At 55.7% G+C, this 20,888-nt stretch carries 17 protein-coding genes; 12 read left to right on the top strand and 5 right to left on the bottom strand.

Going from position 1 to position 20,888, the window contains the following annotated elements:
* Window positions 1-171: 171 nt before the first annotated feature.
* From aroL to ppnP, 3 genes are all read left to right on the top strand, one after another.
* Window positions 172-696, top strand: coding sequence for a shikimate kinase AroL (gene aroL, locus KCR01S_RS19005; RefSeq protein WP_061284638.1), 525 nt, complete (start codon window positions 172-174; stop codon window positions 694-696).
* Window positions 697-1,114: 418 nt separating this feature from the next.
* The gene (locus KCR01S_RS19010; RefSeq protein WP_061284639.1) at window positions 1,115-1,792 is read left to right on the top strand and encodes an AroM family protein; all 678 of its coding nucleotides are present in this window, start codon (window positions 1,115-1,117) and stop codon (window positions 1,790-1,792) included.
* Window positions 1,793-1,869: 77 nt separating this feature from the next.
* The gene (ppnP, locus tag KCR01S_RS19015; protein WP_061284640.1) at window positions 1,870-2,154 is read left to right on the top strand and encodes a pyrimidine/purine nucleoside phosphorylase; all 285 of its coding nucleotides are present in this window, start codon (window positions 1,870-1,872) and stop codon (window positions 2,152-2,154) included.
* Between the two features lie 40 nt (window positions 2,155-2,194).
* Here the strand turns inward: ppnP and rdgC are convergent, their stop codons facing one another.
* Complete coding sequence (gene rdgC / locus KCR01S_RS19020; RefSeq protein WP_052283951.1) at window positions 2,195-3,106, bottom strand: recombination-associated protein RdgC; 912 nt, start codon at window positions 3,104-3,106, stop codon at window positions 2,195-2,197.
* Between the two features lie 87 nt (window positions 3,107-3,193).
* Here rdgC and mak point away from each other — a divergent pair, with 87 nt between their 5' ends.
* Window positions 3,194-4,096: a fructokinase gene (mak, locus tag KCR01S_RS19025; protein ID WP_061284641.1), complete on the top strand. Its 903-nt coding sequence runs from the start codon at window positions 3,194-3,196 to the stop codon at window positions 4,094-4,096.
* Between the two features lie 65 nt (window positions 4,097-4,161).
* Here the strand turns inward: mak and sbcC are convergent, their stop codons facing one another.
* Together sbcC and sbcD are read right to left on the bottom strand one after the other, a co-directional pair.
* The gene (gene sbcC / locus KCR01S_RS19030) at window positions 4,162-7,302 is read right to left on the bottom strand and encodes an exonuclease subunit SbcC (protein ID WP_061284642.1); all 3,141 of its coding nucleotides are present in this window, start codon (window positions 7,300-7,302) and stop codon (window positions 4,162-4,164) included.
* Window positions 7,299-8,501: an exonuclease subunit SbcD gene (gene sbcD / locus KCR01S_RS19035; RefSeq protein ID WP_061284643.1), complete on the bottom strand. Its 1,203-nt coding sequence runs from the start codon at window positions 8,499-8,501 to the stop codon at window positions 7,299-7,301. The genes sbcC and sbcD overlap by 4 nt, the downstream gene beginning before the upstream one ends.
* Before the next feature lie 190 nt (window positions 8,502-8,691).
* Here sbcD and phoB point away from each other — a divergent pair, with 190 nt between their 5' ends.
* From phoB to malZ, 5 genes are all read left to right on the top strand, one after another.
* On the top strand, window positions 8,692-9,381 hold the full coding sequence (gene phoB / locus KCR01S_RS19040) for a phosphate response regulator transcription factor PhoB (RefSeq protein ID WP_061284644.1): 690 nt from the start codon (window positions 8,692-8,694) through the stop codon (window positions 9,379-9,381).
* Between the two features lie 21 nt (window positions 9,382-9,402).
* Entirely contained in the window at window positions 9,403-10,698 is a 1,296-nt protein-coding gene (gene phoR / locus KCR01S_RS19045; protein ID WP_061284645.1) for a phosphate regulon sensor histidine kinase PhoR, read from the top strand.
* 411 nt (window positions 10,699-11,109) lie between these two features.
* Window positions 11,110-12,429 (top strand): branched-chain amino acid transporter carrier protein BrnQ, encoded by a 1,320-nt coding sequence (gene brnQ / locus KCR01S_RS19050; protein WP_061284646.1) that lies wholly within the window; start codon window positions 11,110-11,112, stop codon window positions 12,427-12,429.
* A gap of 140 nt (window positions 12,430-12,569) precedes the next feature.
* Window positions 12,570-13,922 carry a proline-specific permease ProY gene (proY, locus tag KCR01S_RS19055; RefSeq protein WP_052283905.1) on the top strand — a complete coding sequence of 451 codons (1,353 nt, stop codon included), beginning with the start codon at window positions 12,570-12,572 and terminating at the stop codon, window positions 13,920-13,922.
* Window positions 13,923-14,081: 159 nt separating this feature from the next.
* Window positions 14,082-15,896, top strand: a complete 1,815-nt coding sequence (gene malZ / locus KCR01S_RS19060; protein ID WP_061284647.1) for a maltodextrin glucosidase — start codon at window positions 14,082-14,084, stop codon at window positions 15,894-15,896.
* On the opposite strand, the gene KCR01S_RS19065 is transcribed toward malZ, so the two are convergent.
* Window positions 15,890-16,792 (bottom strand): LysR family transcriptional regulator, encoded by a 903-nt coding sequence (locus KCR01S_RS19065; RefSeq protein WP_061284648.1) that lies wholly within the window; start codon window positions 16,790-16,792, stop codon window positions 15,890-15,892. The genes malZ and KCR01S_RS19065 overlap by 7 nt on opposite strands.
* 272 nt (window positions 16,793-17,064) lie before the next feature.
* On the opposite strand from KCR01S_RS19065, the gene KCR01S_RS19070 reads away from it, so the two are divergent.
* From KCR01S_RS19070 to KCR01S_RS19080, 3 genes are read left to right on the top strand one after another with little or no spacing between them, the layout of a single operon-like run.
* The gene (locus KCR01S_RS19070; RefSeq protein WP_052283902.1) at window positions 17,065-17,706 is read left to right on the top strand and encodes a hydrolase; all 642 of its coding nucleotides are present in this window, start codon (window positions 17,065-17,067) and stop codon (window positions 17,704-17,706) included.
* Between the two features lie 56 nt (window positions 17,707-17,762).
* Complete coding sequence (locus tag KCR01S_RS19075; protein ID WP_061284649.1) at window positions 17,763-18,305, top strand: antibiotic biosynthesis monooxygenase; 543 nt, start codon at window positions 17,763-17,765, stop codon at window positions 18,303-18,305.
* Window positions 18,306-18,325: 20 nt separating this feature from the next.
* Window positions 18,326-20,194, top strand: coding sequence for an amidohydrolase (locus KCR01S_RS19080; protein ID WP_061284650.1), 1,869 nt, complete (start codon window positions 18,326-18,328; stop codon window positions 20,192-20,194).
* Window positions 20,195-20,281: 87 nt separating this feature from the next.
* Here KCR01S_RS19080 and KCR01S_RS19085 read toward each other — a convergent pair whose 3' ends face one another.
* Window positions 20,282-20,884, bottom strand: a complete 603-nt coding sequence (locus KCR01S_RS19085; protein WP_052283898.1) for a peroxiredoxin C — start codon at window positions 20,882-20,884, stop codon at window positions 20,282-20,284.
* Window positions 20,885-20,888: the final 4 nt, after the last annotated feature.

A 20,888-nucleotide genomic window follows, 5' to 3' on the forward strand; every position in this document is an offset into this window, starting at 1 on the left:
TTTTTTACGCCTGAAAATGCCACTCTATCAGCCTATGAAGGCTATGGGTCCTTCAGTAAAGCTCTTGTCGTAATTTAAAGTTTACACTTACTTGTGTACTAGTTTGGTGGTATTATTTACGCTTCATATGCACATCCCGCAATTTTGCGTCATCAAGGGGAACTCCAGGCAATGACACAGCCTATTTTTCTTATCGGAGCCAGGGGCTGCGGAAAAACAACAATAGGCCAAGCGCTGACTCACGCCTGCGATTTCCACTTTGTTGATACTGATTTGGCGTTACAACAGCGTTCCGGTATGACCGTTGCCGACATTGTGGCGGCCGAAGGCTGGGCCGGATTCCGTGCACGGGAAACGCAGACGCTTATCTCGGTAACGCAACCGAATACGGTGGTAGCCACCGGCGGTGGAATTATTCTGGCCGCTGAAAACCGCGAGTTTATGCGCCAGCACGGCGTGGTGATTTATCTCAATGCCCCGGTTTCTGTTCTGGCAAGCCGCCTGGAAGCGTTTCCAGAAGCGGAACAGCGCCCGACCCTCACCGGCAAGCCTATCAGCGAAGAGGTTGCCGATGTGTTAGCCCAGCGCGATGCGCTGTACCGCGAAACGGCCCACTATATTGTTGATGCTTCCTCCACGCCGGATCAGGTTGTCGCCCTCATCCAGAACGCTCTGCACCTGGCAACCGCCATCTAGCAGGGCGGGTCTCTTTACTTCCTCTTCCTTATTTACGAATACGCTTGATTCTCTGCGTTCCTCGCCGCTGTAGATGACTCATTGTCGATACGCTGCAGCGGTAAGAGAGGGATTCTCGTGCTGCTGGCTTGGTTCATTGATTCGGCTGAATGAGCGCCGCTAACGTGACGATGGCTGACATAAAACGCAGTCTATAACCCTCTTTATTTCATGGTTATGGTGGGCGTAAATCACATTTATCGTTTATCTTTAATGTTATAGAGAAGTTAAAATTAAACCATATCAGGAGAGTACTGGAAATTACCGGAATCTTTACATTCCAGCATCGGGATGAACTGCTACGCTTCTGAGCGGTGTTTTTCATCCATCCAGGTGGCTATTTGTAAAGTAAGCAATTGAGAAGCAGAAGGTAGATAACATGAGTGCAACCATGGCGATTCTTACGATTGGGGTGGTGCCCATCAGTGAAGTATTGCCGCTTTTAACCGAGCACATCAGGGAAGATCAAATTACCCACATTACTCTACTGGGCAACATGAGTCGTGCGGACGTTATGGAAGAATATGGGCCTGAGCCCGGTGAAGAGCGTCTGTTAGTTCTGTTAAACGACAACCAATTTGTTGAGATTTCGCGTCTGAAGGTCGAGCATGCCCTACAGGCGGTGATTGAAGTACTGGACAATCAGTCCTATGACGTCATTCTGTTGCTGAATACGTTCAAACTTCGCAGTATGACGGCGCGCAATGCGATACTGCTGGAGCCGCAGCGAATTATCCCACCGCTGGTAGCCTCTATCGTTGAGGGACATCAGGTCGGCGTGTTGGTGCCTATTGAGGCCATTCTTAAAGCCCAGAAAGAAAAATGGCAGATGCTGCCGACGTTACCTTACTACGCGCTGGCAAATCCCGTTCGCGACAGCGATCAGCACCTGATTTCAGCCGGCACTTCGCTGCTGGAGCAGGGCGCTGACGTACTGGTTCTTGACTCGCTGAGCTATCACCAGCGCCATCGCGACCTATTACAAAAGGCGCTGGATGTGCCGGTTCTGTTATCGAATGTGCTGGTCGCCCGACTGGCGGCAGAATTATTATGTTAAGCGTATGAATTTGCGTGACAGGCTTCTGTTCGCAACCCTATATTGGTTTTTTACGCTAAGACAATAAGGGCCTGTTTATGCTTCAAAGCAACGAGTACTTCGAAGGGAAAGTGAAATCCATTGGCTTTACCAGCAGCAGCACCGGTCGTGCCAGCGTGGGCGTGATGGTTGAAGGCGAATACACCTTTGGCACCGCGCAGCCAGAAGAGATGACCGTGGTTAGCGGCGAGATGAATGTGCTGTTACCGGGTGAAATCGAATGGAAAGTGTATACCGCAGGGGAAGTGTTTAACGTGCCGGGCAACAGCGAATTTAATCTGCAGATCGTTGAGCCGACGTCTTATCTGTGTCGCTATCTGTAATATTTTCCCTTCCTGCTAAGGCAGGAAGGGAATTTACCGCTTAGCGCTGAGCCTCACCGCCTAAGCCTTCTACCAGACTTTTAATCAATGCCGCCAGTTCGCCGGTCATCAGAATAAAGTCGGCGTCGAAACGCTGAGCGTAATCGTCCCTGTCGATATCTTCGTTTTGATCGCGCAGTTCGTCGCAGAACTTCAGGCGCTTAATCGAACCGTCGTCGCACATCACGAACTGAATACGCTGCTGCCAGTCCAGCGCCAGTTTGGTCACCAGCTTACCGGCCTCAATATGCGCCGCAATTTCATCGCAGATCAGATCTTGTTTCTTGGCGCGGATCACGCCGCCGTCTTCGAGGATCGCTTTCAGCTCGGCTTCATCCAGAATCTGGAAACTTTGCGCGGCGCTTCCGGAACGCACCCATTCGGTGAGCGTCAGCTCGATTGGATTTTCCAGCGTCAGCGGTACGACTGGCAAAGAACCCAGGCTTTTACGCAGCAGCGCCAGCGTATCTTCCGCTTTTTTGGCGCTGGCACAATCAACCATGATCAGATCGTTGACGGTATCGATCCACATCATCGTCTGGCTGAAGCGGCTAAAGGCGCGCGGCAGCAGGGAGTGCAGGACTTCGTCCTTCAGGGAATCTTTTTCCGTTTTCTTCAGCTTGCGGCCCTGATCGGCTTCCAGCTTCTGGATCTTGGCTTCCAGCGCTTGCTTAATCACAGGCGAAGGCAGGATCTTCTCTTCTTTACGCGCGCAGATGATGATCTGCCCGTTGACAGAGTGCGTCAGTGCGTCGCTGTGTGAGCCCATCGGCGGTACCCAGCCGGTTTTTGCCATATCCTGGCTGCCGCAGGGGGTGAAGGTCATCTCAGCGAGCTGCTTTTCCATCTCTTCCGCGCGCAGCGAGATGTCGCGGCTAAGACGATAAACCATTAAATTTTTGAACCACAGCATGATAATTTCCACGGTGTTATCGTTATATAGGCGGGCAATGATAACGAATTGTCCACGGCCTTGCATTGTTTTAAACAGGAGCGACGAATGCGAATTGGGATTGATTTGGGGGGGACGAAAACAGAGGTTATCGCGCTCGGTGACCAAGGCGAGCAGCTGTATCGTCACCGCCTGCCGACGCCGCGAGATTATCGGCAAACCATTGAGAATATTGCACATCTTGTTGCTTTGGCTGAAGAAGCTACCGGCAAAATTGGCACGGTTGGCATCGGGATCCCTGGCTCGATTTCACCCTATACCGGGGTCGTCAAAAACGCTAATTCGACCTGGCTTAACGGCCAACCGTTTGATAAAGATTTGAGCCAACGCCTCAATCGTGAAGTGCGTCTGGCGAACGACGCCAACTGCCTGGCCGTATCCGAAGCGATCGATGGGGCGGCAGCTGGCGCACAGACGGTATTTGCCGTCATTATTGGGACCGGCTGCGGTGCGGGCGTAGCGATGAACGGGCGCGTACATATTGGCGGGAACGGTACGGCGGGCGAGTGGGGGCATAACCCGCTGCCGTGGATGAATGACGACGAGCTGCGCTACCGCGCTGAAGTGCCGTGCTACTGCGGAAAACAGGGATGTATTGAGACGTTTATCTCCGGCACCGGATTTGCCACCGATTACCAGCGTTTAAGCGGCAATCCGCTCAAAGGCAGTGAGATTATGCGGTTAGTTGAAGCAGGCGATGCGCTGGCAGAGCAAGCGCTGGCCCACTATGAACAGCGGCTAGCGAAGTCGCTGGCGCATGTCGTCAATATTCTCGACCCGGACGTGATTGTGCTGGGCGGCGGGATGAGTAATGTTGAGCGTCTCTATAGGACGGTACCGTCACTGGTGAAAGAGTGGGTGTTCGGCGGTGAATGTGAGACGCCGATTCGCAAGGCGCTGCACGGCGACTCCAGCGGCGTGCGCGGGGCAGCATGGCTGTGGCCGCAGTAATATCATAGTATCTATCCCCCGCGGACAGACGGGGGAAAACCTCCGGCGCTCACCGGAGGTTGGCTTTACTCGATGGCAAACATTTTATCCAGGCGGCTATACCCCAGCCCGTTGATCTTCTTAACCTTGATCTGCACCGGAATGCGCTCTTTCATGGCTTCAACGTGGCTTATCACGCCGATGATTTTACCGCTGGCGTTGAGCGTATCCAGCGCATCGAGCGCGGTATCCAGCGTTTCGCTGTCCAGGGTGCCAAAACCTTCATCAAGGAACAGTGAGTCGATGCGGGTTTTATGGCTGACCAGATCCGAAAGCGCCAGCGCCAGCGCAAGGCTGACGAGGAAGCTTTCGCCACCGGAGAGGGTGCGGGTATCGCGCACCGCATCGGCCTGCCAGGTATCAACCACTTCCAGCTCCAGCGCATCGCTGGCCTTACGCTGGAGTAAATAGCGGCCGTGCAGGCGACTCAATTGCTCGTTTGCCAGCCATACCAGATTATCCAGCGTCAGCCCTTGGGCGAATTTGCGGAATTTATCGCCCTCTTTTGAACCAATCAGCGCATTAAGATGCGCCCAATCTTCCAAAGTGGCGTTGGCCTTTTCAATCTCAAGGAACAAAGACTGTTGCTGCTGACGGTTGCTTTCATCCTGCTTCAACTGCTGACGGAGTTCGCCCTGGCGCTGGCTGTTTTCGCGCAGTTGCTGAGCAAGCTGTTGCAGTTGGGTCTGGGTATCGGAAAGGGTGATCTCCGGCGTCAGCGTTTCCGGGCGTAGCGTCAGGTGTTTTTGCAGAGCTTCTTGCACCTGGGTTACTCGCGTCTGATGCTGCTGGTGTTGGGTTTCCAGCGTCTGTTTCAGGTGTTCCAGGCGTTGACGCTCATCGGCGTCGAGCAGTGCGGCAAGGAAATCATCGCGATCGGTGAAGTGTGAGTCGGCAAGCGCTTGATTAAATTGCTGCTCGGCCTGCTGCAGGCGCTGCTGCTCCTGGGTTTCTTGCTGTTGCAGCGTATGCAATTGGCTCTCCAGCGCGACGCAGTCGTGGTGTACCTGCTGCCAGCCGTCAAGGTTGGCGTGACTGCCATCATCGGCATGCTGTGTCGGTGGCAGCGTCTCCAGCAGCGGCTGGATGTGGGCCAACTGTTGCTGCGTTTGCTGACTCTCTTTTTGCTGCTGCTGCCAGGCCTCGGTTTGCGCTTCACGCGCGGCAAGCCACGCGGCTTCTTCCCCGGTTGCTGGTCGCGTCAATCCCCACGCCGTGAGCGCGTGAATTAACGCCTCGTCGCGCTGCGTCAGCTCTTCAGTCAGGTGCGTTTTCTGCGCCTGAAGTTCCCGGATTTGGCCCTCAAGCGCCTGGCGCTGGCTATGCTGATAGCGCTGCTGTTCGGCATCGTCCTGTTCGGCGAGCCAGCGGCCAATATCGTCGGCGGGCTGAAGTGAAATGGCTAAACGCTGCGTGACATCCTGCCACTGCAATGTAAGTGCTTGCTCCTGCTGGGAAAGTGATGCCAGCTCGTCATTTTCTTTCTGCTGCTGTTTTTGTAGCGCCTCCTGCTGGCCGCGCAGGGTGGCGCCATCTTCCGCCAGACGAGCCACCTCTTTTTCCAGCGCATCGCGGCGGGCTTTGTTGGCGTCAGGAACCAGCGCCTGATACTCCGCCAGCGCGGGATGATCGGTAGAACCGCAGAGCGGGCAGGCAGCGCCAGGCTGTAATCGCGCGCGCTCTGCTTCCAGCCGCACGATGGTGGCCTCCAGCTCACAGAGAGCTTTCACATCCTGAAGCTGCTGCTTTTTGTCTTTATACACCTGGCGCAGTTGGGTCAGCTCGGCCGTGATTTTTTCCAACTGCTGCTGGCGCTGCTGCCCGGCGTCAATCAACTGCTGGCGGCGGCTTTGTAGCGGAATAAAGCGCGTGTGCAGGCTACTGAGCTGCTGGCGCAGTGGGCGGGTGGCGGTATGGTGAGCCATCTGCGCCGCCACCTCTTCCGGCGTCAGGGTCAACGCGGAGAGAGGGAGTTGGGCAAGCTGTGTTTCCTGCTCCTGCACGCGCTGCTGCAAAGCCTGCAGCTGGGCGCGATCGCGCGTTTGCTGAGCAAAGGCGCTGCGCCAGCCGGTGAGTTCTCCCTGCCAGCGCTGAATATGTTCATGCTCTTCGAGCCAGCGCTGCCGCTCGGCCTGCGTTTGCTGCAGGGCGAGTGCCTGACGTTCCGCGGTAAAGCGAATGCGGTCGCGCAGGGCACAGGCGTCATGTAAGCGAGTATTCACTTGCAGAACCAGCTGATGGGTTTTGGCGACCGTAGCCGTTTGTTCCTGCATCTGCGTCCAGCGCGGGCGTAGCGCTTCAGCGGGTTGAGCACGATTGAGCGCTGCAAGCTGCGGCTGGGCGGCAGCCAGCGCCTGCGCGGCGTCGGCCAGCGCTTGTTGGTTTTTATGGCCGTCTTGTTCCAGTTCGGCCTGTCGCGCCAGCCACTGCTGATGCTGCGTCGTCAGAGCCTGCTGCTGCTGCCACTGTTTTTCGTCAGAAGTAAGCGCCTGCAAACTTTGTAGTAGCGCCTGCTGCTGCTCTTCGCTTAACAGCACCACGCCGCTGGCCTGTGCCTGCAGTTTGTCGAGTTCGCCGCGTGCGTGTTTATGTTTTTCAAAGACCTGGGCGGAGATCTGGCCGTAAATTTCGGTGCCGGTGAGCTCTTCGAGCAGCTCGGCGCGCTCTTTTGGCTTGGCGTTGAGAAAGGCGGCAAACTGACCCTGCGAGAGCAGCATCGAGCGGGTAAAGCGGCCATAGTCCAGCCCGCTGAGGGCGGCGGTCATCTCCAGCTTATCTTTAACTTTATCGGCCAGGATCTGCCCATCGGCACAGCGGGCCAGCTCAACGCGCGGTGCCTGCAGATTGCCGTCCGGCTGATTACGCGCGCGGTTCTGGCTCCAGAAGGCGCGATAGGCCACGCCCTGAACCTCAAATTCGACTTCCGCCAGGCACTCGGCGGTATCGCGTGTCATGAGATCGTTTTGCGACTGGGAGACCGTATTGAGGCGCGGTGTTTCGTGATAGAGCGCGAGGCAGATAGCGTCAAGCAGGGTGGTCTTCCCCGCACCGGTCGGGCCGGTAATGGCAAACAGGCCGTTGCTGGCAAACGGCTCCTGGGTAAAGTCAATTTTCCACTCACCCTTGAGCGAGTTGAGGTTTTTCAGGCGTAGGCTGAGAATTTTCATGGCTGTTGCTCCTCGCCCAGGCCGTGTAGCGTTTCATTAAACAGCGTTTGCAGGCGTTGCCGCTGTGGTTCTTCCAGCGTTTCCAGCGCCAGCCGGCGGTGGAACACCTCGTCGACGCTCAGTTCGCTTAAGGTTTCGCGTTCGAGACTGGCCAGAATACGCTGGCGCTGTTCGCGGCTGCGGCGCACCAGCAGCACCTCGACCGGTAGATCGTCGGTAATGACCTGAATTTTGCGCTGAATATCGTGCAGGTATTCGTCGCTGGTTATCTCAATATCGACCCAGGTGGCCGGTTCGGCATCCGCATGGCGCCATTCGGCTAACTGTGCGCTGATACTGTCAAAATCGCCCTTAATCACCGCCAGCGGCTGTGTGACCGGGACCAGGAGCGGTGCGACTTCATCCAGCTTGCCGTCAGCAAACGTCACCAGGTTAACGCTTTTGCTCTTGCCGGTTTCATCAAAGCTCAGGGCGATTGGTGAACCGCTGTAGCGGATATGCTCGCTGCCGCCGATTTTCTGCGCCCGGTGGATATGTCCAAGGGCGATATAGTCGGCGGGCGGGAAGTTTTGTGCCGGAAATGCGTCCAGTGTGCCAATATAAATGTCGCGTACCGCGTCACTTTTGCTGGCGCCAACGGTGGTCAGATGGCCGCTGGCGATAATCGGTAGCGGCCGGTTGGCGCGCAGTGCACAGGCCTGCAGGTACTGCTGCTGATAGTAGTCAGTGATGCTTTCCAGCACCTGACGCTGCTTTTCGCTGCCGGAAAGCCCGGCCTGGCTGGTAATAATGTCGCGCGGGCGTAAAAACGGCACCGGGCAGAAAACCGCACCGGGGGTGCCGTCGCGTTGGTTCAGAATAAACGGTTGGTGTCCGGCGCTGGCGATGACCGTGGTGTTGAGAAACGACAGAATATCGCGCGATTCGTTTAGCGTGGCGACTGAGTCATGGTTGCCCGCCAGTACCACCAGATGGCAGCCGGTTTGCTGTAGATTAACCACAAATCGGTTGTACAGCTCGCGCGCATAGCTCGGCGGCGAACCGGTGTCGAAGATATCACCCGCGACAATAATGGCGTCGACCTTTTCCGTTTCGGCGGTGGTCAACAACCAGTGCAGAAAGGCGTCATGTTCGGCGGCTCGGCTTTTGCTGTAGAAGTTCTGGCCAAGGTGCCAGTCCGATGTATGGATAATGCGCATAGCGGTTCCGTTAAAGATGACGTAAAGGTGATTATAAACATTCACCTGGGCCGGGGTCGATGCGTGAGATCGCCTTGTGTCATAAACGATGAAAGGCGATCATCTGCCGGTCATGTTTTTCATAAATCTGTCATAAATCTGACGCATAATGGCGCCGTATATAATACTGATGTCTAAAACAGGGCAAATAATGGCAAGACGTATTCTGGTCGTTGAAGATGAAGCGCCAATCCGCGAGATGGTGTGTTTCGTGCTGGAACAAAACGGTTTTCAGCCGGTGGAAGCGGAAGATTACGATAGCGCTATCAGCAAGTTGAACGAACCCTGGCCCGACCTGATTTTGCTCGACTGGATGTTACCGGGTGGTTCAGGGCTGCAATTTATTAAACATCTCAAACGTGAAGCGCTCACCCGTGATATACCGGTAATGATGCTAACGGCGCGCGGTGAAGAAGAAGATCGCGTCCGTGGGCTGGAGACCGGCGCGGATGATTACATCACGAAACCATTCTCACCAAAAGAGCTGGTTGCCCGTATCAAAGCGGTCATGCGTCGTATTTCACCGATGGCGGTGGAAGAGGTGATTGAGATGCAGGGGCTGAGCCTTGACCCTACCTCGCACCGGGTGATGACCGGTGAAAACCCATTGGATATGGGACCAACCGAATTTAAGCTACTGCACTTCTTTATGACGCACCCGGAACGTGTTTACAGCCGTGAACAGCTGCTGAACCACGTTTGGGGGACCAACGTCTATGTTGAAGATCGTACCGTTGACGTGCATATTCGTCGTCTACGCAAAGCGCTGGAACACAGTGGTCATGACCGCATGGTGCAAACCGTCCGCGGCACGGGTTATCGTTTTTCCGCCCGTTTTTAATTTTTGACAGGAGTGTGACCCGTGCTGGAACGGCTGTCATGGAAAAGGCTGGCCCTGGAGCTACTGCTATGTTGTCTCCCGGCCGCGGTGCTGGGAATGGTGTTCGGTCATCTGCCGTGGTTTTTACTGGTGGCGGTGACCGGATTGTTGGTCTGGCATTTCTGGAATTTACTGCGGCTCTCCTGGTGGTTATGGGTTGATAGAAGTATGACGCCGCCGCCGGGACGCGGCAGCTGGGAGCCCCTGCTGTATGGGCTAAACCAGATGCAGCTGCGAAATAAAAAGCGCCGCCGCGAACTGGGAGGCCTTATCAAACGCTTTCGCAGCGGTGCGGAATCGCTGCCGGATGCGGTGGTGCTGACCACGGAAGAGGGGGCCATTTTCTGGTGTAATGGCCTGGCCCAGCAGATGCTGGGGCTACGTTGGCCCGATGATAGCGGGCAAAACATTCTTAACCTGCTGCGTTACCCCGAATTTACCCAACATCTCAAAAAACGCGAATTTCTCAAACCGCTGCACCTGGTGCTCAACAGCGGGCGTCACCTTGAAATACGCGTCATGCCCTACACTGACCGGCAATTGCTGATGGTGGCGCGTGACGTCACGCAAATGCACCAGCTGGAAGGCGCGCGCCGCAACTTCTTCGCCAACGTCAGCCATGAACTGCGCACGCCGCTAACCGTGCTGCAAGGTTATCTGGAGATGATGCAGGAGCAGACGCTGGAAGGGTTGCCGCGGGAAAAAGCGCTGCATACCATGCGTGAGCAAACGCAACGTATGGAGGGTCTGGTCAAGCAACTGCTGACGTTGTCTAAAATCGAGGCATCGCCGGTGCTGTCGCTCAATGAAAAAATTGATGTCCCTCTCATGCTACGGGTCGTCGAGCGGGAAGCGCAAACGCTGAGCCACAATAAGCATCAGCTGCATTTCGATATCGATCAGAATCTGAAGGTGCTCGGTAACGAAGAGCAGCTGCGTAGCGCGATGTCGAACCTGGTGTATAACGCCGTCAACCATACGCCGGAAGGCACGGCTATCACCGTGCGCTGGCAGCATGCGCCGCACGGGGCGTTATTTAGCGTTGAGGATAATGGCCCGGGGATCGCGCCCGAGCACCTGCCGCGGCTGACGGAACGTTTCTATCGGGTGGATAAGGCGCGTTCAAGGCAGACGGGCGGGAGCGGTTTAGGGCTGGCGATTGTCAAACATGCGGTGAATCATCACGACAGTCGATTGGATATCACCAGTACGCTGGGGAAAGGTTCCTGCTTCAGCTTCCTGCTGCCGGAACGTTTAATTGCCAAAAATGACGGCTGATCGCCAGCTTGTCAGTTTAACTTTCCACAGACCAGCTTCGGCTGGTCTGTTTGCTTTGCAGTCAATGAAACGCTGCGTGATTAACGAACGTGTGGTTGTTTTTTGTTCGCATGATTAGCCGGGTGTTTTTCCTAAATCCAGTTAATAACTCTATGTATAAATTCACTATCAATATAATCATCTGGTTTTACGATCCCGTGTTGCTTTAAAACGTTATAAGCGTTTAAATTGGCCCCCATGCAGTCGTTATCAGACTGCTTATGCGCGGTAAATCAAAAAACTATTCTTCTCTACACCGCGAAGGGAGCATATCCCGCTGAGTTTGCTGCTGGTTTCCTCTGCATCATTCCACAGGCACTGGCACGATAAATTTATGTTTTACAACACCACACCCACAGGCAGTAGTTACATATGACCCATCAATTGAAATCGCGTGACATCATCGCTCTGGGCTTTATGACCTTTGCGTTGTTTGTTGGCGCAGGCAACATCATTTTCCCTCCTATGGTTGGTTTGCAGGCAGGCCCTCACGTCTGGACCGCAGCCATTGGCTTCCTGATTACCGCTGTAGGTCTGCCGGTGCTAACCGTGGTCGCGCTGGCGAAGGTCGGCGGTGGCGTTGATAGCCTGAGCACGCCGATTGGTAAGGTTGCGGGTATTCTGCTGGCGACCGTGTGCTACCTTGCCGTGGGGCCGCTGTTTGCCACCCCGCGTACCGCGACCGTGTCGTTTGAAATTGGTATTGCGCCGCTGACCGGTAACGGTGAGCTGCCGCTGTTCATCTACAGCGTTATCTATTTCGCGCTGGTCATTCTGGTATCCCTCTATCCCGGTAAGCTGCTGGATACCGTGGGTAACTTCCTGGCACCATTAAAAATTCTGGCGCTGATTGTGCTCTCCGTTGCCGCTGTTATCTGGCCTGCAGGCCCGATCAGCCACGCGATGGAAGCCTATGAGACCGCTGCGTTCTCCAACGGTTTCGTCAACGGCTATCTGACCATGGACACCATGGGAGCCATGGTATTCGGTATCGTTATCGTTAACGCCGCGCGTTCCCGTGGTGTGACCGAAGCGCGTCTGCTGACCCGCTACACCATTTGGGCTGGCCTGATGGCGGGCGTAGGTCTGACGCTGCTGTATCTGGCGCTGTTCCGTCTGGGTTCCGACAGCGCGACCCTGGTTGATCAAAGCGCGAACGGTGCGGCAATCCTGCATGCTTACGTTCAGCACACCTTCGGCGGTGCGGGTAGCTTTATGCTGGCGGCTCTGATCTTTATCGCATGCCTGGTGACGGCTGTTGGCCTGACCTGCGCCTGCGCCGAGTTCTTTGCGCAGTACCTGCCGTTCTCCTATCGTACGCTGGTCTTTGCGCTGGGCCTGTTCTCCATGGCGGTGTCGAATCTGGGGCTGAGCCACCTGATTCAAATCTCCATTCCGGTGCTGACGGCTATCTATCCACCGTGTATCGCACTTGTGGTACTGAGCTTTACGCGTAATTGGTGGCATAATTCCAGCCGCGTTATCGCACCACCGATGTTTATCAGCCTCGTTTTTGGTATCCTTGACGGTATCAAAGCCTCTGCTTTCGCTGACGTATTGCCGGGTTGGACTGCCCGCTTACCAATGGCGGAGCAGGGTCTGGCATGGCTGATGCCGACGATTGTGATGGCGGTTCTGGCTATTGTCTGGGATCGCATGGCAGGGCGTCAGGTGACATCAAGCGCACATTAATTCGTACGGCGCTTTAAAGGTGTTTAACCACGGAACGTGATGTTCCGTGGTTTTTTATTTTGGGTACTTTAGCCTAAGTCTTTCAGGCCGTTTTTGTGGGCGGCGTGGAGATGATGGGTCTGACATGGCACTGAGAAACGATGGAAAACAACAAGCTGAAGCGCGGGCTAAGCACCCGACACATTCGCTTTATGGCCCTCGGGTCGGCAATTGGTACTGGGCTGTTTTATGGTTCTGCCGACGCCATTAAGATGGCCGGGCCAAGCGTACTGCTGGCCTATATTATCGGCGGCGTTGCCGCTTATATCATCATGCGTGCGCTGGGCGAAATGTCCGTGCATAACCCGTCTGCCAGCTCCTTCTCGCGCTACGCCCAGGAAAACCTCGGGCCGCTGGCAGGCTATATCACCGGCTGGACCTACTGCTTTGAGATCTTAATCGTCGCTATCGCCGACGTGACCGCCTTTGGTATTTATATGGGTGTCTGGTTCCCGGCGGTGCCGCACTGGATATGGGTGCTGAGCGTGGTGCTGATTATCTGCGCCATTAACCTGATGAGCGTCAAGGTGTTCGGCGAGCTGGAGTTTTGGTTCTCCTTCTTTAAGGTTGCCACCATTATCATCATGATTGTGGCCGGTTTTGGCATCATCATTTGGGGCATCGGCAACGGCGGGCAGCCGACGGGCATTCATAACCTGTGGAGCAACGGCGGCTTCTTTAGCAACGGCTGGCTAGGCATGGTGATGTCCTTGCAGATGGTCATGTTTGCCTACGGCGGCATTGAAATCATCGGCATTACCGCCGGTGAAGCGAAGAACCCAGAAGAGTCGATTCCGCGTGCGATTAACTCCGTACCGATGCGTATTCTGGTGTTCTATGTCGGCACCCTGTTCGTGATTATGTCGATTTATCCGTGGAACCAGGTGGGAACCGATGGCAGCCCGTTCGTGCTGACCTTCCAGCACCTCGGCATTACCTTTGCCGCCAGCATCCTTAACTTCGTGGTGCTGACCGCTTCGCTTTCCGCGATTAACTCCGATGTTTTCGGCGTAGGTCGTATGCTGCACGGTATGGCTGAGCAGGGCAGTGCGCCTAAATTCTTCGCCAAAACTTCACGCCGCGGGATTCCGTGGGTGACGGTGATGGTGATGACCATTGCGCTGCTTTTCGCGGTGTATCTGAACTACATCATGCCGGAAAACGTCTTCCTGGTGATTGCATCGCTGGCGACTTTCGCCACGGTGTGGGTGTGGATCATGATCCTGCTTTCTCAGGTGGCATTCCGTCGCCGCCTGTCGGCTGACGAAGTCAAAGCGCTGAAGTTTAAAGTGCCGGGCGGCGTGACGACTACCGTCGTAGGTCTTATCTTCCTTGTCTTTATTATCGGTCTGATTGGCTACCACCCGGACACCCGTATCTCGTTGTACGTGGGCTTCGCGTGGATCCTGCTGCTGCTGGTCGGTTGGATGTTTAAAACGCGCCGTAGCCGTTAATTTTCACCTGGTTACCCTGAAAACCCGGCTTCGCAGCCGGGTTTTTTTATGTCCGAAATCTGCGCCCCCGTCCTCCTCCCTACAAAAAAGTACAAAAGATGAGTAGGGTGAAATGGACGTATGGCAAGGTGGGCACATTTTGAAAATAGGGGATAGACGATGTTGAACGCCTGGCACCTGCCTGTTGCTCCCTTTATAAAACAGCAGCAGGACAAACTGATAATCACCCTTTGGCTGCGCGGCGACGATCTGCCGAAGCGGGTCACGATGCGCGCGGAAGTGGATAACGAAGAGCTGGCGCTGCCGATGCGTCGAAGCAGTAAATCGCCCGCGCCAGACGTCGTGCAGTGGCGCGGGGAGATAGCGCTACGGGAAGGGCAACCGCGCCGCCGCTACGGCTTTAAGCTGCTGTGGGATGACCGTCAGCTATGGTTTGCGCCAAAGGGCTTTAGCGAAATACCACCGGCTAAACTGGAGCTCTTTGCCTATGACAGCCCGGACGCTGGCCCACAGTGGGTGGCCGACCAGGTGTTTTATCAGATTTTCCCCGACCGCTTTGCCCGCAGCCCGTCGCGCAGCGAACAGCAGGATAAGATCTATCACCACCACGCGGCAGGCCACGATATCGTTCTGCGCGACTGGGATGAACCACTCACCGGTGAAGCGGGGGGTTCCACTTTCTACGGCGGCGATCTCGACGGTATCAGCGCGAAGCTGCCCTATTTGAAAAAATTGGGCGTTACCGCGCTATACCTGAATCCGGTCTTCACTGCCCCCAGCGTACACAAATACGATACTGAAGATTATCGTCAGGTCGATCCGCAGTTTGGTGGCAATGAAGCGCTGCTGCGCCTGCGTCATAACACCCAGCGCGAAGGAATGCGCATGGTGCTCGACGGCGTCTTTAACCACAGCGGTGATACCCACGGCTGGTTTGACCGTCATAACCGCGGAGGCGAAGGCGCCTGCCATCATCCCGAATCACTGTGGCGCGATCGCTATAGCTTCTCGGCTGATGGGAAAGCGCTGGACTGGCTGGGGTACGCCAGCCTGCCAAAGCTGGACTATCGTTCCGACGCGCTGGTGCAGGAAATCTATGGCGGAGAAGACAGCATTGTCCGCCACTGGCTGAAAGCACCGTGGAACATGGACGGCTGGCGGCTGGATGTGGTGCATATGCTGGGGGAAGCGGGCGGCGCGAAGAATAATCTCAAGCATGTTGCCGGTATTACCCAGGCGGCTAAAGCCGAACGTCCGGACGCCTACGTGCTCGGCGAACACTTTGGCGATGCGCGGCAGTGGCTTCAGCAAGATGCGGAAGATGCAGCGATGAACTACCGCGGTTTTACCTTCCCGCTGTGGGGTTTTCTAGCCAATACCGATATCTCTTACGATCCGCAAAAAATCGACGCCCAGACCTGCGTAGCCTGGATGGAAGAGTATCGTGCTGGGCTGTCGCACCAGCAGCAGCTACGGATGTTTAACCAACTCGATAGCCACGATACCGCGCGTTTTAAATCGCTACTCGGGCGTGATGTCGCACGGTTGCCGCTGGCGGTCGTCTGGTTGTTCAGTTGGCCCGGCGTACCGTGTATTTACTACGGTGATGAGGTGGGGCTGGACGGTGATAACGATCCGTTTTGCCGTAAGCCATTCCCGTGGGATGAAAAACAGCAGGACGCAGAGCTGCTGGCGCTTTATCAACGGCTGGCGGCGCTACGCAAGGCGACACCGGCGCTGCGCCACGGTGGTTGCGAAGTGCTGTACGCCGAAGGCGACGTGGTGGTGTTCGTGCGTGTGCTGGGCGCCGAGCGCGTGATGGTGGCCATTAACCGCCGCGCGGCCTGCGAAGTGGTGCTACCTGACTCGCCGCTGCTGAACGTTAAATGGCAGCGTAAAGAAGGGGCGGGACAGGTGGCGGATGACGTGCTGGCCCTGCCGGCTATCTCCGCCACGGTATGGGTGGGTCATTGATAAAGATGGGCAATTTCCGCGCTGGCGAGCAGCGTTTCACGCCACCAGCGCTGTGCCAGACCATCCTGGCCGTTACGCCAGGCCATGTAGGCAACATCTTTTTGTCGAAATGAGATGACGGTTTTCTCCACCAGTTCACCGGTCGCCAGCCACGGGCTGGCAATATGACGGGGGAGAAAACCGCAGCCGAGTCCGGCGCGCAGCAGCATGACTTTACTCTGGAAATCATCGACGCGCATTTGCGGCTGCTCATCCATCAGGTTAGTTTGTAACGGATGGCAAAATCTGGCGCTGTCGCTGATGACTATCGCCCGGTGTAGGCACAGTTGTTCGTTGGTGAGCCCTTCCGGTGCGCTGGCCAGCGGGTGATTAGGCGCGACGACAAACACGTTATCCATCGTGCCGAGCATTTTGTATGACCAAGCGGCGGAGGTTGGCGGTTCGTTTATCGCGCCGAGAATAATATCCGCGCCGTTATGGGTTAGCTCCTCCCACGAACCGGCTAAAGTGTGGTGAGTGAAGTTCAGCCGTGTTTGCATGTTCAGCGCGTAGAATGCCTCAATGCTGGGCAGCAGCGCCGAAAAGGGAAAGGAATCATCAAGGGCGATCGCTAACTCTTTTTCCCAGCCGGAGCTGAGCTGCACCGCCTGTTTTTCCAGATCTTTTGCCGCATTGAGCAGTAAACGTCCCTTCTCCAGCATCATTCGCCCGGTATCGGTGAATTTTGCCCGATGTCCCGACCGATCGAGCAGCTCAATGCTGAGGTCGTTTTCGAGTTTCTGAATCATATAGCTCAGTGCCGCAGGGGTTTTAAATAGCGATTCGGCGGCGGCAGCGAAGGAGCCGTGTTTGTCGAGAGCGTCGAGGATGAGCAAAACGTCCAGGTTGATGCGCATAGGCTTAAAATATCCAGAAAAATTAACCCCTCCGTTGTACCGAATGCGTAAAAACAAAGCCAGTGAATAAATTAGATATAACCGGCGCATTTTTTTGATGTTGCATAAGATATATCGCATATAGAAATTATTATTGTCACAGGATGGTAAGTTTTCTTTAATAACTCGTTAGAAATTTCCCGCTATACTCAACAAGCTTTCTGATTCAGGATCCTGCTACTGACGGCAGCTTAAACCGTTTTCTTTTAACTTATTGATTGAGAAGGTGTGTTATGTCTATTCGGGAACTGATTGACCCTCAAAACTCCGCGCTAATTTTTATTGATCATCAGCCACAAATGTCATTTGGTGTGGCGAATATTGACCGCCAGACTCTCAAAAATAATACCGTTGCGTTAGCTAAGGCCGGGAAAATATTCAATGTTCCGGTGATTTACACCTCTGTCGAAACCAAAAGTTTTAGTGGCTATATTTGGCCAGAATTATTAGCGGTTCACCCTGACGTGAAACCGATTGAACGTACCTCGATGAACTCCTGGGAAGATGCGGCTTTTGTGAAAGCGGTGAAGGCGACTGGGCGTAAAAAACTGATTATTTCCGCTCTGTGGACGGAAGTGTGCCTGACCTTCCCGGCGCTGATGGCGCTGGAAGAGGGCTTTGAAGTGTACGTGGTCACCGACACTTCCGGCGGCACTTCCGTTGATGCTCACGAACGCTCCATCGACCGTATGGTGCAGGCCGGTGCGGTACCCGTTACCTGGCAACAGGTGCTGCTGGAGTACCAGCGCGACTGGTCTCGTAAAGAAACCTACGACGCAGTCATGGATCTGGTACGTGAACACAGCGGTGCCTACGGTATGGGCGTGGATTACGCGTACACTATGGTGCACGGCGCACCAGAACGTAAAGCCTAAGGCCTGGATGCTGGCGGGTTCGCCCGCCAGCTTGCGACAGCAAGGAACCCTCCGCCATGACGCAAAAGCATGTCACGCTGGTCATTACTCACGTCATCCAACCCGAACACGTTGCGCTTTATGAAGCCTGGCTTGGCGAGATTATGCCGATTGCCGCCAGCTATCCCGGCCATCTTGGGGCGAACGTCATCCGCCCGGTCGATGGCCAGACGGCGTGGAATATTATTATCCGTTTCGACACCCTTGAGCATCTCTACGCCTGGACGCAGTCCGATGTACGGCAAAAGCTGGTGGATGAGATAACGCCGCTGCTGGGTGAAGGCGATCATACTGAAGTGCGCACCGAAGCCGCGTTTTGGTTCACCCCACCCGCCGTCAACGTGCGTCAGCCAAAGCGCTGGAAACAGTTCCTGATAACCCTGTTGGTGATTTTTCCCAGCACCAATCTGGTCCCTGCCATTACCGGCGCGCTGCTGCCGTCGATGAAGGGAACCCTGTCGCTGCATTTTATTAATGATGCTTGTGTGGTCGCGCTGGTGGTCTGGCTCTGGATGCCCATCGTGACCCGCCTGTTTGCCGGCTGGCTGAAAAAAGCCTGAACCGGCATAAGGAGAACGAAATGCCACAAACAGCCACACTGATTTTAACTCAGGGGCAGATCCACACTCTCGACGCTAAGCAACCCCGCGCCGACGCGGTGGCCATTGCCAACGGCAAGATTTTAGCGGTCGGTAGCGATGCGCAAATGATGTCCTATGCGGGTGAGGGCACACAAATTATCGATCTGCACGGCCACACGGTGATCCCGGGACTCAACGACTCCCACCTGCACCTGATCCGCGGCGGGTTGAACTACAACCTCGAATTGCGCTGGGAAGGGGTTCCGTCGCTGGCGGATGCGCTGCGTATGCTCAAAGATCAGGCCGATCGCACGCCGTCACCGCAGTGGGTACGGGTGGTTGGCGGCTGGAGTGAATTCCAGTTTGCCGAACGCCGCATGCCGACGCTGGAAGAACTTAATGAAGCGGCGCCAGATACCCCGGTATTCGTGCTGCACCTCTACGATCGCGCGCTGCTGAACCGCGCGGCGCTGAAGGCGGTTGGCTATACCAAAGAGACGCCGGCACCGGCGGGCGGCGAAATTGTTCGCGATAACAACGGTAACCCGACCGGAATGCTGATCGCCAAACCGAACGCGATGATCCTTTACTCCACGCTGGCCAAAGGCCCAAAACTGCCGCTGGAGATGCAGGTGAACTCGACTCGCCAGTTTATGCGCGAGCTGAACCGACTGGGGCTGACCAGCGCCATTGATGCCGGCGGCGGCTTCCAGAACTACCCGGAAGACTACGAGATTATTGAGCAACTGCACGCCAACAAGCAGATGACCATTCGCATCGCCTACAACCTGTTTACCCAGCGGCCAAAACAGGAGATCGAGGATTTCGAACGTTGGACCGATATGCTCAAACCGGGGCAGGGGACCGACTTCTATCGTGCCAACGGTGCGGGTGAAATGCTGGTCTTCTCGGCGGCGGATTTTGAAGATTTCCTCCAGCCGCGTCCCGACCTGCCGCCGGGCATGGAAGATGAACTGGAGCGCGTGGTGCGCCATCTGGTCGAACACCGCTGGCCGTTCCGCCTGCACGCTACCTATGATGAGTCCATCAGCCGCATGCTGGATGTCTTTGAGAAGGTTAACCGCGATATTCCGTTCAACGGCCTGCACTGGTTCTTTGACCATGCGGAAACCATCACCGAGCGTAATATTGAACGCGTGAAGGCGCTGGGTGGCGGTATTGCGGTACAGCACCGCATGGCATTCCAGGGTGAGTATTTTGTCGACCGTTACGGTAAAGATGCGGTGAAACACACGCCGCCTGTGGCGAAAATGCTGGAGCTGGATGTACCGGTTGGTCTGGGCACCGATGCTACCCGCGTGGCGAGCTACAACCCGTGGACCGCGCTGTACTGGCTGGTGTCCGGGCGTACCGTAGGGGGGATGGCGATGTACGATGATGAAAATCGCCTGCCGCGTGACGTGGCCCTTGAACTGTGGACCGCCGGTAGTGCCTGGTTCTCCAGCGAACAGGGTAAGAAAGGGCGCATTGAGCAAGATCAGTTGGCCGATCTGGTCGTGCTGTCGAAAGACTACTTCAACGTGCCGGAAGAAGAGATCAAAGGCATTGAGTCAGTGATGACCATCGTCGACGGTAAGGTGGTGTATGCCGCCGGGCACTTCACGCCGCTGGCGCCGCCGGCGATTCCGGTAGTGCCTGATTGGTCGCCGGTGGTGAAAGTGCCGGGACATTACTGCTCGGCCCCTCCGGGAACCGAACGCATCGGCGCCGTGGTACAGATGCACCAGTGCTGCGGTAGCTGCGGGGTGCACGGTCATCAGCACGATCTCGCCCGTCAATCCGGAATTCCGGTCTCGGATGACCGCGCTTTCTGGGGCGCCTTAGGCTGCTCCTGCTTCTCGTTCTAACGCCACGCGTAGGCTCGATTGCTCGGCCTACTGGCAATAAAAAAGGCTCGCATTATGCGAGCCTTTTTTTTACGAAACGTCAGCCAATTACAGGCTAGAGACGTTTTCGCTCAGGTATTTAGCAACGCCGTCTGGAGACGCGTTCATGCCTTCTTTACCTTTTTCCCACTGCGCCGGGCACACTTCGCCGTGCTGCTCGTGGAACTGCAGCGCATCAACCATACGCAGCATTTCGTCGATGTTACGGCCCAGCGGCAGGTCGTTAACCACCTGGTGACGAACAACGCCGTTAGCGTCGATCAGGAAGGAGCCGCGCAGCGCAACGCCTTCGTCAGGGTGTTCGATGCCGTAAGCCTGCTGAATTTCGCGCTTAACGTCAGCAACCATTGCGTATTTCACTGCACCGATGCCGCCTTTGTCGACAGGGGTGTTACGCCATGCGTTGTGGACGAATTCGGAGTCAAAAGAAACGCCAACCACTTCAACACCGCGCTTCTGGAACTCTTCGTAACGTTTGTCGAAGGCAATCAGCTCGGATGGGCAGACGAAGGTGAAGTCCATTGGCCAGAAGAACAGTACCGTGGCTTTACCCTGGGTGTGCTGTTTGAAATTGAATTTCTCAACGATTTCACCGTTGCCCAGTACCGCTGCTGCGGTGAAGTCAGGCGCTTGACGAGTAACCAGAACCATGGGG

Origin of the sequence: Kluyvera cryocrescens NBRC 102467, assembly GCF_001571285.1 — a bacterium.
Lineage (GTDB): Bacteria > Pseudomonadota > Gammaproteobacteria > Enterobacterales > Enterobacteriaceae > Kluyvera > Kluyvera cryocrescens.